Annotated in this window: 14 protein-coding genes; 10 read left to right on the top strand and 4 right to left on the bottom strand. The window is 69.8% G+C overall.

Annotated features, from left to right (window positions below):
• The first annotated feature begins 217 nt into the window (after positions 1-217).
• Genes ABFS34_12595 through ABFS34_12565 form a run of 7 tightly spaced genes read left to right on the top strand, consistent with a single transcriptional unit; the run spans position 218 to position 7,586 of the window.
• Positions 218-742 (top strand): tetratricopeptide repeat protein, encoded by a 525-nt coding sequence (locus ABFS34_12595; protein ID MEN8376280.1) that lies wholly within the window; start codon positions 218-220, stop codon positions 740-742.
• Entirely contained in the window at positions 739-1,227 is a 489-nt protein-coding gene (locus ABFS34_12590; protein ID MEN8376279.1) for an OsmC family protein, read from the top strand. Before ABFS34_12595 ends, ABFS34_12590 begins: the two co-directional genes overlap by 4 nt.
• A 19-nt stretch (positions 1,228-1,246) precedes the next feature.
• Positions 1,247-3,157, top strand: a complete 1,911-nt coding sequence (locus tag ABFS34_12585) for a long-chain fatty acid--CoA ligase (protein ID MEN8376278.1) — start codon at positions 1,247-1,249, stop codon at positions 3,155-3,157.
• Positions 3,158-3,179: 22 nt separating this feature from the next.
• Complete coding sequence (gene cutA, locus ABFS34_12580) at positions 3,180-3,512, top strand: divalent-cation tolerance protein CutA (protein MEN8376277.1); 333 nt, start codon at positions 3,180-3,182, stop codon at positions 3,510-3,512.
• Complete coding sequence (locus tag ABFS34_12575; GenBank protein ID MEN8376276.1) at positions 3,509-5,053, top strand: transglutaminase domain-containing protein; 1,545 nt, start codon at positions 3,509-3,511, stop codon at positions 5,051-5,053. The genes cutA and ABFS34_12575 overlap by 4 nt, the downstream gene beginning before the upstream one ends.
• The gene (locus tag ABFS34_12570; GenBank protein MEN8376275.1) at positions 5,050-5,874 is read left to right on the top strand and encodes an ABC transporter ATP-binding protein; all 825 of its coding nucleotides are present in this window, start codon (positions 5,050-5,052) and stop codon (positions 5,872-5,874) included. Before ABFS34_12575 ends, ABFS34_12570 begins: the two co-directional genes overlap by 4 nt.
• On the top strand, positions 5,871-7,586 hold the full coding sequence (locus tag ABFS34_12565; protein MEN8376274.1) for a hypothetical protein: 1,716 nt from the start codon (positions 5,871-5,873) through the stop codon (positions 7,584-7,586). Before ABFS34_12570 ends, ABFS34_12565 begins: the two co-directional genes overlap by 4 nt.
• 67 nt (positions 7,587-7,653) lie before the next feature.
• On the opposite strand, the gene ABFS34_12560 is transcribed toward ABFS34_12565, so the two are convergent.
• Positions 7,654-8,310 carry a hypothetical protein gene (locus tag ABFS34_12560; protein MEN8376273.1) on the bottom strand — a complete coding sequence of 219 codons (657 nt, stop codon included), beginning with the start codon at positions 8,308-8,310 and terminating at the stop codon, positions 7,654-7,656.
• A 204-nt stretch (positions 8,311-8,514) separates the two neighbouring features.
• Between ABFS34_12560 and ABFS34_12555 the strand changes: the two genes are divergently transcribed.
• Complete coding sequence (locus ABFS34_12555) at positions 8,515-8,727, top strand: hypothetical protein (protein MEN8376272.1); 213 nt, start codon at positions 8,515-8,517, stop codon at positions 8,725-8,727.
• The gene (locus ABFS34_12550) at positions 8,724-9,170 is read left to right on the top strand and encodes a thioesterase family protein (protein MEN8376271.1); all 447 of its coding nucleotides are present in this window, start codon (positions 8,724-8,726) and stop codon (positions 9,168-9,170) included. Before ABFS34_12555 ends, ABFS34_12550 begins: the two co-directional genes overlap by 4 nt.
• Before the next feature lie 24 nt (positions 9,171-9,194).
• On the opposite strand, the gene ABFS34_12545 is transcribed toward ABFS34_12550, so the two are convergent.
• From ABFS34_12545 to ABFS34_12535, 3 genes are all read right to left on the bottom strand, one after another.
• On the bottom strand, positions 9,195-11,534 hold the full coding sequence (locus ABFS34_12545) for a tetratricopeptide repeat protein (protein MEN8376270.1): 2,340 nt from the start codon (positions 11,532-11,534) through the stop codon (positions 9,195-9,197).
• 91 nt (positions 11,535-11,625) lie between these two features.
• Positions 11,626-13,182, bottom strand: a complete 1,557-nt coding sequence (locus tag ABFS34_12540; GenBank protein ID MEN8376269.1) for a DUF445 family protein — start codon at positions 13,180-13,182, stop codon at positions 11,626-11,628.
• Between the two features lie 25 nt (positions 13,183-13,207).
• The gene (locus ABFS34_12535) at positions 13,208-14,077 is read right to left on the bottom strand and encodes a hypothetical protein (GenBank protein ID MEN8376268.1); all 870 of its coding nucleotides are present in this window, start codon (positions 14,075-14,077) and stop codon (positions 13,208-13,210) included.
• A 226-nt stretch (positions 14,078-14,303) separates the two neighbouring features.
• Here ABFS34_12535 and ABFS34_12530 point away from each other — a divergent pair, with 226 nt between their 5' ends.
• On the top strand, positions 14,304-15,602 hold the full coding sequence (locus ABFS34_12530; GenBank protein ID MEN8376267.1) for a dicarboxylate/amino acid:cation symporter: 1,299 nt from the start codon (positions 14,304-14,306) through the stop codon (positions 15,600-15,602).
• Positions 15,603-15,723: the final 121 nt, after the last annotated feature.

Raw genomic sequence — 15,723 nt, 5'->3', positions numbered from 1 at the left:
CGTTGGAATTCCTTGCCGTAGCGACGGCTACGGCGCGTCGTTCCGCCTTGCCCCGCGGGCGCATCACGCGCCTCGGTGCACACGGGACTTCCGCGCCGGTACACTAGCTTCCGCCCCGCAAACGGTGGCGGGCGTTTGCGTTGCGTGCTCACGGGTACGGTCCTATCTTGGGCTCTGGGATGACCGTGCGGTTGGGAGGGGGCTCTCCGAGTTAGCCATGTCGCTCTTCGGCAAACTGTTTTCCCGCGACGCGGGCGAATCAATCGATTACTACGAGGAGGGCGTCGCCCTGCTCAACGCGGGCCAGCACCACGAGGCCCTGACCTCTCTTCGACTCGCTCTGCGCAACAACCCGGATGACGCTGCTACTCTGCAGCAGATCGCGGTCGCCTATACCCACATCGGCATGAGCGACGAGGCGATCAAGACCTATCGCAACGCGCTTCGCAAGGACCCGTCGGCCGCGGCCGCCCGCTACGGTCTGGCGTTTCTGCTTCTGCACGCTGGGCAGCAGGACCAGGCGGAGGATCTGCTGGAGGCCTTTCTGAACACCCCTCCGGACGGCTCGGATACGCTCCGTCACGTGGAGCACGCCCGGTCCACCCTGGCCCGGATTCGCGGGGGTGACGACGAGGCCGCCGCGGACGCCCCGGAAGCCGAGCCGGAGGCCGGCACCGACGCCGGGGCCGGGACCCCGAGCGAGCCCGCGGTCGGTCAGCAGGAAGCCTGGCCCAGCCCATGAGCCGCGCCGACACCGACGCCGCGGCAGGGGCGTCGGGAGCGGCCACCTCTCCCTTGGACGATTCCTCACCGATCCGCGTCGACGCGCAAGTGGCCGCGGAGTGGCTCGGCCAAGGCATGCGCTTCGTGTCCCAAGCCGCCGCCGCCCCGGCGGTCGTGGTGGACGGTGACGGCGTCGCCGGGCCTTCGCCCATGCAGCTCCTCCTCCACTCGCTGGCTGGCTGCACGGCGTCGGATATCGTGGACATAGCGGCGAAGATGCGGCTCCCCATGAGCCACCTCACGGTGTCGATCACCGCGACCCGGGCTGAGCAGCCGCCCCGCCGCTACACGGCCATCCGTTTCAGCTACCGGGCCCGCGGGATCGATCCGGCGGACGAGGACAAGCTCGGGCGGGCGGTGACTCTGTCGCACGAGAAGTACTGCAGCGCGCTCCATTCACTCCGCGAAGACATCGACGTACGTTTCGACGTTCACATCGATTGATCGCTGCCACGGAGGCGTCTTGAACGCCGGACCCCCGGAGACCGTCGTGCGCGACGGGACGTACGCCGCGACCCCGCTCGACATCCCCGCGGGCACCATTACGCAGCTCTTTCTGGAGGCGTGCGCGGAATGGCCCGCGCGGGATGCTTTCCGCACCAAGGAATCGGGCGCGTGGCGTGGCATGAGCCACGCCGAGCTGCTCGAGCGGGTGCGGGATGTAGCGGCCGGCCTGGAGACGCTCGGCCAGGAGCCGGGAGACCGCCTGGCCATCCTGTCCGAGAATCGACTCGGCTGGGCGCTGGCGGACTACGCCATCATGTGTCGCGGCGCGGTATCGGTGCCCGTGTACGCCACGCTCCCGGCGTCCCAGATCCAGTACCTGTTGGCCGACAGCGGCGTCCGTATCGTGTTCGTGTCGGACGCGGAACAGCGTGACAAGGTGCTCGCCATCCGCGGCGAGTTGCCCTCGGTCGAGAAGCTGATCGCCTTCGACGACGACACGGGCCTTGACGGCGACGACTACGTCATCACGCTGCGCGACCTGATGCGGGCCGGGGCGGATGCGCGCGCGACCGGCCAGGCCGGAGCGGATTTCGAGGAGCTGGCCGCCGCGCCCGAGCCCGACGACCTGCTCACAATTCTCTACACGTCCGGCACGACGGGCACGCCCAAGGGCGTGATGCTGACCCACGGCAACCTCTTCTACGACGTGGAGGCGAGCCTCATCGCGCTGCCGTTGCGCAAAGCCAGGCGCGCTCTCAGCCTCCTGCCGCTGGCGCACATCTTCGAGCGCATGCTGGACTACGCCTTGTTCCGCGCCGGGGTGACCATATCCTACGCCGAGTCGATCTCGGCGGTGCCCCGGAACATGGTGGAGGTGAAGCCCCACATAGTCGCCGCGGTGCCACGGCTTTACGAGAAGATCCACGCTCGCGTGATGGCCACGCCGGGTATCCGCGGCAAGCTCGTCGACTGGGCCGCGGGCGTGGGCGAGCGCTGGGCGGAGGACACTCTCGCCGGCAGGGAGCCTCCGTTGGCGGTGCGGATACGGCACGCCGTGGCCGACCGCCTGGTGTTCTCCAAGGTCAGGGCGGGCGTTGGCGGGGAGCTGGAGTTCTTCATCTCCGGGGGCGCGCCGCTGAGCGCGGACATCGCGCGCTTCTTCCACGCCGCCGGCGTTCTGATCCTGGAGGGGTACGGACTCTCCGAGACGTCGCCCGTAACGAACGTGAACACCCCCGAGAATCGGCGCATCGGCACCGTGGGCAAGCCGATCCCCGGAACAGAAGTGAAGATCGCCGACGACGGGGAAATCCTGATCCGCGGTCCGCAGGTCATGCCGGGATACTACAACCTGCCGGAGGAGACCGAGGCGGCACTCGTGGACGGCTGGTTCCACACGGGCGACATCGGCGAAATCGATGCCGATGGGTTCCTCAAGATCACCGATCGCAAGAAGGAAATCCTGGTAACGGCGGGCGGAAAGAACGTGGCCCCGGCGCCCATCGAGCAGGCGGCGAAGGCCAACAAGTTCGTCCAGGAGGTCGTCATGGTGGGGGATCGGAAGCCCTACACCGTGCTCCTGGTGGTTCCGGACTTCAACGCCCTAGCGCCGTGGGCCGCGGCCAACGGAGTGCGCGTCGACACCGAACGCGCGCTCATCGAGAATGCCACCGTGCAGAGAAAGATGTTCGACGAGGTGTTCGCGTGCTTCGCGCGCCTGGCCCGCTACCAGACCCCCAAGAAGATCGGCCTGCTGGAGCACCCGTTCACGATCGAGTCGGGTGAGTTGACGCCGAAGCAGTCGGTCAAGCGGCGGGTCGTTTTGGAGCGTTACGCCGATACGATCGAGGCGCTTTACGACACCGAGGACGACGTCATCGCCGAGTTCGTGCCGGAGCAAGAGCCCGGAGGCGACTCGGACGACTGAGGGCGGGGAAGGGAGGCAGCGCGTGAGCGACGTGCGCGTGGCGCTCATGTCGGCGCCCGACGAGGAAACAGCCGGGCGCATCGTGCGGATTCTGGTGGAGGAGCGGCTCGCGGCCTGCGGCAACATCGTGGCCGGCTCGCGCTCGATTTATCGATGGCAAGGGGCGGTGGAAGAGGCGGCGGAGGTCCTCGTGGTGCTCAAGACGACACAGAGCGCGGCGCCGACGATGATCAGGCGCGTTGCCGAGATGCACCCTTACGACGTTCCGGAAGTACTGGTCCTGGACGTCTCCACGGGACTCGTATCCTACATGGAGTGGGTGCGCGCGTGCGTGGACGACGGCGAGGGAGAGTGACGCCGCGCCGCGCCCTGGGCGGCGCGATCCTGGTGGTCTGGCTGGGTCTCGTCGGTTGGCAGATCCGCCGCGTGGCCTTCCGCGCCCCGGAAGCCCTGCTGGCGGCCTCGGCGGCCTCGCTCGGGCCCGGTTCCTTCTTCTACACGGTACGCTCCGACGACCAGGCCATCGGCATCGCCAGCTCGCGCCTGGACACGCTGCCGGACGGCTTCATCTACGACGACCTGCTCACACTGGACGTGCCCGCGCTCGACAGCGTCCATCGCGCGACCGTGCGCACCGAGCTGACGCTCGACGAAGCGCTGGGCGTGCGCGGGTTCGCGTTCGACCTGGACTCCGAGATCGGGCGTTTCTCCGCCGCCGGAGAGGCCGGCGAAGACGGCGTCCTGGCCCTGACGATAGACGACGGCTCGGGTGGCGGCCGCGCTCACCGCCTACCCGCCGATGTGCTGCTCCCCTCAGCGCTGACTCTGCGGCTGGCGGCGTCCGGGCGCCTGGAGGTCGGCGCCGAGCTCAGCGCCCGCGTGTTCGACCCGTCGGTGCTGGACACCCGCGACGTGCGGCTGGTGGTCACGGCGCGCGACACCGTACTCGTGCCGGACAGCGTGACGTGGCAGCCGGACTCGGAGACCTGGCGCATCGAGACGTACGACACGGTACCGGCGTGGACCATCGAGCAGGAGTTCGCCGGGGTGCGGGTGCGCAGCCGCGTGGACGCCGAGGGGCGCCTGGTCACGGCCGAGAGTCCGCTGGGGTTCAGCATGCAGCGCACGGCGTTCGAGCTGGCCCGCAGCGCCTGGGAGGACGCCTCCGCGGATCCGACCAATTCCGCCGGCTACGGCTCGATCATCGAGAGCACGGCGATCGCGACGGGCGTGCTCGACGACGCGCGCGCACGTGACGGCCTGGCGGTGCGGCTACTGAACGTGGAGCTGGAGGGATTCGACCTCGCGGGCGGGCGTCAGGCGCTGGCCGGCGACACGCTGCGGGTCACGACTGAGACCCTGGGCGCGGACGCGGGCTGGGCGCTGCCCTGGACCGCCCCGCCGGGGATCCCGCCGGCCGATCTGGCGAGGAGCCTCGCGGCGACGCCGCTCGTACAATCGGACGATCCCCGCATCCAGGAAGCGGCGCGGGCGATCGTGGGCGGCGAGATGGATCCGACGGCGGTCGCGCGGCTCATCAACGAGTGGGTCTACGACGCCCTCGAGAAGAACGTGACCCTCAGCCTGCCCAGCGCGCTGCAGGTGCTGGACGCGCGCGAGGGCGACTGCAACGAGCACACCGTGCTGTACGTCGCCCTGGCGCGCTCTCTGGGCCTGCCGGCGCGCACCGCAGCCGGTCTGGTGCACATGGGCGAGCGCTTCTACTACCACGCCTGGCCGGAGGTCTGGCTGGACGACCGCTGGGTGGCGGTCGACCCCACGCTGGGCCAGTTCCCCGCCGACGCGAGCCACCTGCGCTTCCTGGTGGGCGGGCTGGCCCGGCAGGTCGAGCTGCTGCGCCTCATCGGCCGACTGCGGCTGGAGGTGGTGGCGTGATCGGGCCGCGCGCCTCCGAGGCCGCGATCCGCTTCGAGGGCCTGACCAAGCGCTACGGCGTGTTCACCGCCGTAGACGGCGTCGACCTGGAGGTGGCCCAGGGAGAGTTGTTCGGCTTCCTGGGCCCCAACGGCGCCGGCAAGACCACCAGCATCCGCATGCTCGTCGGGTCGCTCAGGCCCAGCGCCGGGCGCGTGCTCGTGCACGGCAAGGACGTCGTGCTCGAGGCGATGGAGGCCAAGCGCCGCGTCGGCTACATCCCGGACCGGCCCTTCCTGTACGACAAGCTCACCGGCGTCGAGTTTCTGCGCTTCGTCGCGGGCCTGTGGGGGCTCGAGGGCGAGCTGATCGACGCGCGCTCCGCGGAGCTCCTGGATCTGTTCGGGCTCACCCGCTGGGCCGACACCCTGATCGAGAGCTACAGCCACGGGATGCGCCAGAAGCTGCTCATCAGCTCTGCGCTGGTGCACTCGCCCGAGGTCATCGTGGTCGACGAGCCGATGGTCGGGCTGGACCCCAAGGGCGCGCGCCTCATCAAGGACTTGCTGAGAGCGTTCACCGAACAGGGCGGGACCGTTTTCATGTCCACGCACACGCTGGAGGTGGCCGAGGCGCTGTGCGACCGCATCGCCATCCTGGAGGGCGGGCGGGTGCGCGCGGTGGGGACGATGACCGAGCTCAGGGCGGCCTCCTCGGCGGGCGGGGCCGGCCTCGAAGAGGTCTTTCTGCGCCTGACCGGGGGCACGGACGTGGCCGACGTCGTGGGTGCCCTGCGCGAGGCCGGTCAGCCGGCTGCGCCGAGCGCCGGCGGCGAGCGGTGAGCGCCGCCGGCGGGCGCGCCTCGGATGCCGGCCTCGCGCTGCTGCTGGGCCCGCGCTGGCGCGCCCAAACGCAGCGTTTCCGGGGCACGAAGGGAGACGGTCGCGGAGCGGCGTTCGCCGCGGTGGGCGCGGTGTTCTTTCTCGCGGTCTTCTGGGTCGTCCACCGCATGGTCAGCTACTTCCGCGCGACCGAGGGCATCGGCGACGCGTTGGCGGCCAAGCTGCTGGGCCTGGTGCTGCTGGCGTTCCTGGGGATCCTGCTGCTTTCCAACGTCATAGCCGCGCTGTCCACCTTCTTCCTGGCCGACGACCTGGAGCTGATCCAGGCGGCGCCGGTCGACGAGTTCCGCGTCTACCTGGCGAGGTTGATCGAGACGGCTCTGCAGTCGTCGTGGATGGTGGCGTTGATGCTGATCCCCATCCTGGCGTCCTACGCGGTGGCGTACGGCGCCGGGCCGCTGTTCGGGGCGGTGGCGGTCGCGGCGTTGCTCGCCTTGTTCGCCATCCCCGCCGTGCTCGGCGCCGCCGTCACGCTCCTGCTGGTCAACATCTTTCCGGCGCGGCGCGCGCGCGACCTGCTCGCGCTGATCGGGCTGTTCGGCATCGCGGGCGTGGTGGTCGCGCTCCGCGTGGTGCGGCCGGAGCGGCTCGCGAGCCCCGAGGGCTTCGGCAACCTGGTGGCGTTCGTGTCCGCGCTGGAGACCCCCAGCGCGGCGTGGCTGCCGAGCGAATGGGCCGCGACGTCCATCCTCGCGACCGTGGCGGAGCGGCCCGACTGGTTCCCGTTCGCGCTGCTCGTGGGGACCGCAGCCGCCTTGGTGGTGATGGGAGCGTGGCTGCACGGCCGGCTCTACGGCCAAGGCTTCTCGCGGGCGCAGGAGGGGGCGCGCCTGCAGGAGCACGCGTGCGGGGGAGCGGGGTCCGCGTGGGAGAGGACGCTGCTGCGGCCTGCGTCGGCGCCCGTGCGCGCGCTCATGGCCAAGGACGGGCGCACCTTCTTCCGCGACACGACGCAGTGGTCGCAGCTCGCGCTGCTCGTGGTCCTCGTGGTCGTGTACGTATACAACATCCGGGCGCTGCCGCTGTTCACCGGCGAGGCGGTGAGCTTCACGCTCACCAACGCGGTGGCGTTCGTGAACCTGGGGGTGGCGGGGTTCGTGTTGTCGGCGATCGCCGCGCGCTTCCTGTTCCCGGCGGTGAGCCTGGAAGGCCGGCACCTCTGGCTGCTCAAGTCGGCGCCCCTGGACCTGCGCAAGCTGGTCTGGACCAAGTACGTGTCCGGGACCGCGCCGCTGCTGATCCTGGCGGTGGGGCTCACCGTCGTCACCAACCTGATCCTGCGCGTGGGGCCGTTCATGATGACGCTGGGGGTGGCGACCATGATCGCGGTCACCCTGGCTGTGTCCGCTCTCGCGCTGGGGATCGGCGCCACGCACCCCCGCTTCGAGACGGCCAACGCCGCCGAGATCTCCACCGGGTACGGCGGCTTCCTGTTCATGATGCTCGCGGTGGCCTACTTGGCCGCGGTCATCGTCTTGGAGGCGTTCCCGGTCATGGCGTTTTTGCGCGCCGGGGCGCGCGGCGTGGAGGTGGGTGCCAGCCAGACGCTCCCCGTTCTCGCTGGGCTCGGGGGCGCCGCTGCGCTCTCGCTGGCGGTGGGAGTGTACGGGCTGCGCACGGCGGTGCGCGCCATCGGCGAGATCGAGCGCTAGCGCTCGAAACCTCGGCCGCGCAGAGTCGCGGCGCGCCGAGGAGAGCTCGGCGCGCCGATGACCCGCGTCAAGGATCGATGAAGTCAGCCATGACCACGACAAGAATGGCATTGGGCTGCCCCTCGTTCTGAACCTGGATGTCGCGATAACTGCGATCCTGGAAGCCGATGTCGGCCTCGGTCAGGCCCGGCACGTAGATCATCAGGTGGGGCTTCCAATTGCCGGCGAAATTCCCCGAGTGATACAGTTGCTGACCGGAAGACAACATGTAGGACATCGCCGGGCGCTTGGGCGTGGGCAGTTCGCCGGAGGCCAGTTCTTCGGCGATCGTCGCCCGTACTTCGTCACGAGTCCTGCCCTGCAGCCTGAGCTGGAGCTTGCGCTGCTCCATTTGCAGGACCGTCCTGGCTCCCTCCGCGTCGTAGCAGATGGGGGCGAGGTGGCGCTTGCTATCTTCCAGGAACGCGTCTGTCAACGCCGCGTTTCGGCCCACTAGGCAGGCGTTCCCGTTGCTGCCCCGGCGTGCCAGTTCATAGCGACCGCTTTTCACAACCCAGATGTCGGCGTCCGCCGATACGTCTGCGGGCGCGGCGCTGCGGGCTAGAGCGATCTCTTCGGCTTCCGACAGCACCGCGTATGGCGCTTCGTCATGCCCGGTGGATTGTGCCCACCCGTGTGTCGGAACGATGATGGTCAGGCAAGCGAACAAACTGATCCGGCGCATTGTTGTCCCTCTCTGGTTGCGAGCCGATGCCGTGACGGGAACCCCGGGGAGAACCCCACAGCGCCGCCCCATCCCTGGCGATTCTTCGGTCTGTATTGGTCGTTACCGGCGGCGGGAGACGGACGTTACAGCGGCGCCAGGTAGGCGGACCCGGTCCCATCGGCGAGTCGAGCGCTAGCCGGCGAACCGCGGCCGCGCCCGGCCTTGGCGCGCCGAGCGGGCGCGCTTACAATTCGGCCCATGTTCTGGTACGTGCTGGGCGCTTTGGCCGCGCTGGGTTTGGGGATCTGGGCGGGCCTCGGGTATCCGGGCCTGGATGGCCCGCGGGATCGCGTCGTGGGCGAGAACTTCCCCCGGCGCCGCATCGCCAAGCACCGCTTCCTGGATTGGCTCCGGCCGCCGAAACCTCGGCGGTGAGCGAGACCCCGCCGGCCGCGGACGCCGCCCCGGCGACCCCTGCGTTCCCCTTCGAGTATCCGGTCACGGTCCGCTTCAGGGACCTCGACCCGATGGGCCACGCGCACCATTCCCTGCCGTTGATCTACTTCGAGGAGGCGCGCGCCGCCTTCTGGCGTCATCTCACCGGCCGCGACGACCTGGAGGCGATCGACTACATCATGGCCGGCGTGCGCCTGAGCTACCGGGCGCGGGTGCGCTTTCCGCTTTCGGCTAGGGTGCACCTGCGGGTGTCCCGGGTCGGCAACAGCAGCTTCGGGCTCGAGTACGAGCTGCGCGGGCCGGGCGGTCGGGTGCTGGTGGAGGGAGCTACGGACCAGGTGCTCTACGACTACCACGCCGAGCGATCCAAGGTGATCCCGCCCGAGATCCGGGCCGGGCTGGAGGCGGCTACCGGGCAGTAGCGGGCTCGCCAGGGGTGCGGCGCCCTAGGTGTCGGCAGGGACCGCCAGGGACCGTATCGCCTCGCGCGTGCGCCTTACGCGCCGCGCCAATTCTTCGTCCGCGTCCCCCCACATTGCTTCGTACCGGTTCATGTACTCGGCGGCCTTGACCGCGTCGCCGTTTTCCGCGTGGAGCAGGACCAGCCGCTCGAGCGCCACGCCCGTCTCGATCGGGTCGAACCAGCCCCAGTCCATTTCGGGGCCGTCGAGGACCCGCTCGTAGGCTTCGATCGCCTCGTCTCCACGCCCCGCGGCGTCGAGCGCGCGGGCGTGAAAGAACACGAAGGCGCAGCGCGCTTCAGCGCACGCCACCTCGGTCTCGAGCAACGCATCGGCCTCACGCACCGCCTCCTCATAGCGCCGCGCGGCGTACGCGTCCGCGTAGTCGAACGCGCGCCTCGCGCGCTGGAAATCGGAGTTGCGGAGGTCGTCCGGGGTCCCCTCCTCGACGGCGTCCACTACGCCCCGTCCGCTTTCGGAATCGCCGGCCAACGCGAGCAAGGTGGCGGCAACCAAGGCCGCTCCCGGAGCGGCGTCCAGGTCAGGGACCGCTTCCAGCGCCTCGTCGAGAAGGGCCAGGGCGGCCGCCTCATTCTCCACGGCCAGGAGTTCGGCGTAGGCCCATTGAGTCGCCACTCCGAGGATGGAGCCGGGATCGCCGCTTCGCGTCGCGTGGTCGGTAGCCTGCCGAAGGTCCTCGCGCGCCTCGCCCAGCGCGCCCAGGCCCAGGCTGGCGGAGGCGGCGAGACCGAGCCCGTTCTGGACGAGGAACGGTACGCCGGAGTATGAGGCCGCTATGTCCCTTCCCACCTCTCGTGATTCACTCCAGCGGCGCTGCAGGTGCGGTAGGTAGCCCCGGAAACCCATGGACAGGGGCGAGTCCGGGTGGCGCGAAACCAACGAATCGAGCCAGGCCATGGCCTCCCGGTCTCGCCTGGTATTCCACGTCAGGGTAATGAGGTTGACTAAGGGGCTCGGGCTGGCGTCGCGCCGGGCGGCGGCCCTCCTGAGCAGGATCTCCGCTTCATCGAACTTCCCATCCAGCCGGTACTGGAGACCCAGGTTGTTCAGCGCCGTGGGTTCGGTCGAGTCGATCGCCAGCACCTGCTCGTACGCCCGCACGGTGCGGTCCCGATCCTCCTCGACCTCCGAGTAATAGTAGGCCTCGGCCAGGCCGCGCTCGCGCTCGGTGAGCCGGTCGCGCAACTCGTACGCGCGGGTCGCAGCCGCCCGCACGCGAGCCGGATCGCCGCCCCTATTGGCCAGGAGGACCGCGAGCTTGCGGTGCGCCATGGCGAAGTCGGGGTCGATCTCGACGGCCTCCTCCAGGAGCGGGATGGGCTCGAGGAACGCGCCCTGATCGAAAAGAGCCAGGGCGCGTGAGAATAGCCGCAGCGCCTCCAGGGACGCGGTCGTCACGCTCTCCAGCGGATCGCTGCGGGCCACGGATCTGAGCGACTCGCCCGCCTTGCCGCGGATGTCCGCGGACAGCTCGTCGATCGCGTCGATCAACTCGTCGTCGTCGCGCGCGACCGTCCTGAACGACGCGAGCACGTCTCCGCCCGGCCTCACCACGCGACCGGTCAGGACGAAGCCTCCGCCCAGCGGACTGACTTCACCCGCCAGCACCGCCGGGATGCCCTCACGCGTAGCTGCCTCCAGCGCCGCGTCCTCATCCATGCCGTCTCCCGCCCTGCCCATCCTGGCGAGCACCTCGCCCGCCCGAGCCGGGCTTATGATCGACAGAAAATCCGAATTGTCTAGGTCGACCCGCAGCGCTTCCGTCACGACCGTAGCCAGCGTGGAGTCGTTAGTCCGGTTGGTGAAGTCGGCCAGGAGGATCTCGTCGCGCTCGTCGAGTACGCCCTGCGCCTGGAGCGTCGCGAGCGGGCCGAAGCCGAGGTTGCGCATGAGAAAGAACCCGCCGATCGCCAGGGCGAGCAGCGCGAACGCGGCCGCGCCGCCCAGCGTGGCGTTGCGCCAGGTGAGGAGGGCTCGCCGCCCGGGCCTGGCCGCGGTAGCGGCGGTCACGACCTCTCGCGCTCCGGTCGCTCCCTCCTCGCCGGGGCCGGCCGGCGTAACCGGCGCGACGGCCTCGGCGCGCCCCGGCGCGCCCTCCTGCACGAATGCCGTGGCCAGCACGATCGGCAGGCCGATGAGGAGCAGGATCAGGGCAGCGGGCGACACCCAATCCGGAAAGCCGGTGCCTTCGATCAGGAACTCGACGACCTGCAGTACACCCCAGGAAGACGCCGCGTAGACGCCGAGCACCTGCCACATGGAGCGGCGGTGGATGTCCCGGACGAGTCTGAGAACTCGGTTCAAGGGCGCTCTCTTTGCTCCGATCTACTCTACAGGCCGACGCTCGCGCGCAACCCGACCAAAGTGGTGGGCGCTCCCCTCCGGCGCCACGCGTTCAGCCCAGGAGCGCGTTTACAGCCAGCAGCACGGAGCCCACCACCGCGCCCAGCACGTAGCCCAGCCGCACGATCATCTTGAGCTCCTTCTGGGTGACGGCGCGGATGAGTGCCTCCAGCTTGGCGGTGGGGTAGTCCAAGATCTTCTGCTCCACCTTCCCCGCGATGTCGATCCGCGCCGCCAGTGACGGTACCTGCGCCTGCAGCCAGCCCCAGAGGGGATCGGCGATCGCCTCCTCGATCCGGTCCGGCGCCTCCTCCGGCAGGTAGTCTGCGGGCCGCCCGATCCGACGGTCGATGATAGCGCTCGCGAGCTTGCCGAAGGCCTCGCGATAGATCCCCGCGGCTTCGCGCGAGCGCGCGACGCCGATCAGGAACTCGGCGAGCCGTTCGGGCGGCAGGCGCCGGAAGAGGTCGCCCCAGGTGCGGTGCTCGGCGATGCCCAGCCCGGTGCGCAGCTTGTCGACCAGGAACGTGTGGGTCTGCTCCTCGCGCGCGCCCTTGAGCACCCAGCCGGCGACCGTCTCCTTGGCGCTTTCCACGCTGTCGTCGCCGGGGGACCCCAGCACGCTCACCGCGGGCCGGCGCAGGAAGTCCACGACCGCTTCGTTTACGCCGCGCGCCATGGCGTCGCGCAGGGCCGGGTCGTCCAGCGCCTCCGCGACCTTGTTGGCCCCCTCCGACTCCACAGCGCGCAGCACCTTGTCGATGGTCTCGGGCGTGATGACCAGCGCCGCGACCAGGCGCTGGTGGAAGCGCAGGTCCCTCATGAAGCGGTCGAGGATCTCATGCACGATCGTCTCGACGCGCTCGCGGGCCCGCGGATCCTCCAGCGTGCCCGCTAGGCGCTCCAGCGCGAGCGGCAGGTAGCTGGAGACGCCGCGCTCGAAGGCGCCCACGAGGCCCACCGGCAGGATTTCCTCGAACGTGCGGCCGGGCGTCAGGATGCGCTCGGCGACGGTGTCCAGGTAGTCGTGAATCGCGCTCTCGAACCCTTCGCCCTCTACCGCCTCTCCCAGCCAGCCGCCCACCGCGGTGGCGATCGCCTCCTCGCGCTCCGGCGTGATCAGCTCGCCGATTTCCTGGTCGCCCACGTCTTCGGCCAGGCGCGCGGTCCAGTCCTCGGCGCGGTCCCGGAACTCCTCGCCCGCCAGGTAGGCGTCCAGTCGCTCCAGGATGCCGTCGGACATCTCCGCGACGAGTCCCTCCAGCGCGTCTCCGAGCGCGTCCGGCAGCTCCTCTCGCAGAGAGGCCCGCTCCTCGTGCAGAGCGGCGCGGAGGAAATCGGCGAGTCGCTCGTCGAAGGCCTCGCGAAAAGCGGGCTCGCTGACGGTGCGTCCGAGATCCTCGGGGGTCAGCAGCTTGTCGCCGACGGTCGCGCCGATGCGATGCGCCAGGCGCGCCTTGTTCTTCGGGATGGCGCCCTGCAGGAGAGAGAGCCTTCGTCGGCCGAGCGTGGGCGGCTCGTAGGGGTGGAACAGCATCCAGATCGCGACGGAGTTGGTGATCCCCCCCGCCAGCGCCCCGAAGAACACCGTGGCCAGCGCCTGGACCAAGTCCACTATCGAGGCATTCGCGGGTTCAGGGCGCCGGCGTAGCCGGCACGCGCAGCACGCCGGCCAGCGGGTAGAGGGTGCCGGCGAGCGCGAGGCGTCCGGATACCGATACCGCGTCGCCGGGGGCGCCGTCCCCGCCGTCCAGCGGCCGGAGAGTCCCCACGACCCCCGTGTCGGCGGACAGGATGCGCCACTCCCCCCGCCCGACACCGGGCTCGAGGCGGATGGCGGACTCGATGGGATCCACCTCGCCCACGTCGGCGACGAGCACCTCGACCCCGGTTGGCGCGGACACGAGCACCACCAGGGGACCTTCCAGCGAAGTGAGTACGCCGCGCAGCGCCACCCGGGCCGAGTCCTCCGGCTCGAAGACCGCGGTGACGTCGACGAGGACGCCGACGATGGAGTCCTCGGGAGTAGTCAGCGTCGCTTCGCGCACGCCGATGCGGGCGGACTCGGTGGACAGTTGGGTGGGTGGCGAGATGGGACGCAGCCGCAGCGCTCCGCGTGGTCCGGGCAGCGTCATCAGGGCGAGCGCGCCGTCATCGCCCACGACGAGGCGGGCCGCCCCGAGCGGGAACAACCTCCACGGCTCCCGCAGCTCCGCGAAGCGGCGTGACTCGTCTACGAGGCCGCGCCAGCCCGAGCCGTCGTCCGCCCACGCCCGCGAGCGCACCTCGCCGCCGCCGCCGGTTACGTTCGCGGCGGAAGCGTACACGAGCGCCCGTCGGCCCTCGGCCGCCAGAAACGTCAGCTCGCGGTGGTAGCGGCCGTCGGCGGCCTTGGCGCGGTCGGCGCTGGGCCGCCCTCCCTCCCGTTCCGCGCCGTCCGCGGCGGGATCCGGACCCGCGTCGCAGGCGGCGCCCAACAGGGCCGCTGCCGCCAGGACCGCCACGGCGCGACACGGGCCGCCCCGGGCCCGGGCCCGACTCGGTGGTCGTGGAGCCCGCCGCGCGCCCGGGTGTCGCAAGGAGGTTCTCGTTCTCATCGGCGCGAAAAATAGCACCGCGCGTCGGGGGGCGCTCGCTTCACGAGCGACATCCGGGCCTTTGGCCGCCTTGCGAGGGGGCGCGGGGTCCGTTCACACTTCCCGCCGCCCAAACCCCGAGAGCGGAGCTAGCATGGCCCTGTACAACAAGATCCTGATCGGTCTGGTGCTCGGCGTCGTCGCCGGACTGGTCGCCAACGTCGCGGACCTCGCGTGGCTCCAGGTTTTCCTGCAGACGGTCGAGCCGGTGGGTACGATCTTCATCAGGCTGATAACCATGGTGGTGATCCCGCTGGTGGTCGCGAGTCTGCTGATCGGCACCGCGTCGCTGGGCGACATCCGCAAGCTCGGCCGCATCGGGGGCAAGACGATCGCGTTCTACCTGAGCACCACCGCGATCGCGGTGACAATCGGCCTGGTTCTGTCACAGGTGGTGCGACCCGGTTCTCGCATCGACCCGGTCACCCGGGACAGCCTGGCGGCGACCTTCGCTGAGGAAGCCGCGGGTCGGGTCGACCTCGCCATGAGCAAGCCGAGCCTGGTAGAGGTCCTCGTCAACATGGTCCCGTCGAACCCCGTGTCCGCGGCGGCCAACGGAGACATGCTACCGCTGATCATCTTTACGATCATCTTCGGCGCCGCGGTGAGCATCATCCGCGAGGATCGCAGGGACGCCGTCCTGGGCTTCTTCCACGGGGTAAACGACGCCGTGTTGGTGTTGATCGACTGGATCATGAAGCTGGCGCCCTACGCGGTGTTCGCGCTCATCGCCTCGGTAGTGTCGCAGTTCGGGCTGGACTTGTTGCAGTCCCTGGCCCTGTATGCCATCACCGTGGTGGCCGGTTTGCTCCTGCACGCGCTGGGTACCTATGGGCTGGTAATGCGGTTTGTCGTACGCATGAACCCCGCGACGTTCTTCAAACGCATCGCGGAGGCGCCGCTGGTGGCCTTCTCCACCTCGAGTTCCAACGCCACGCTGCCGCTGACCATGGAGACGGCCGAGGAGGATCTGGGCATCTCCAACGAGGTGAGCAGCTTCGTGCTGCCCCTGGGCGCCACCATCAACATGGACGGGACGGCCCTCTATCAGGCGGTCGCGGTGATGTTCATCGCGCAGATCTACGCGGTCCCGCTGGACGTGGGGGCGCAGTTGACGATAGTGCTCACCGCCACGCTGGCGAGCGTCGGCACCGCGGGCGTGCCGAGCGCGGGCATCATCATGCTGATCATGGTGCTCCAGTCCGTCGGCATGCAGGAGCAGACCGCGGCCGGCATAGCGCTGATCCTGGGCGTAGACAGGATTCTGGACATGCTCAGGACGGCGGTGAACGTGACCGGCGACCTGACCGCCGCGTCGTTCGTGGCCAGGACCGAAGGCGAGAGCCTGATTCCCAGGCCGGTGGACCACCCGCTGCCCATGGGGAAGGGCTAGCGTACCGTTGCAGAAGTCCCGTAGGCATTCGGCGCGCGCTGCATCCCGCGGCTGCGGCGTTGGAACTCCTTGCCGTAGCGACGGCTACGGCGCGTCGTTCCGCCTTGCCCCGCGGGCGCAT

This window comes from Gemmatimonadota bacterium, from assembly GCA_039715185.1.
Classification (GTDB): domain Bacteria; phylum Gemmatimonadota; class Gemmatimonadetes; order Longimicrobiales; family RSA9; genus DATHRK01.
The sequence above is the reverse complement of the archived record's forward strand: the minus strand, read 5'-3'. Positions and strand labels throughout refer to the sequence as shown.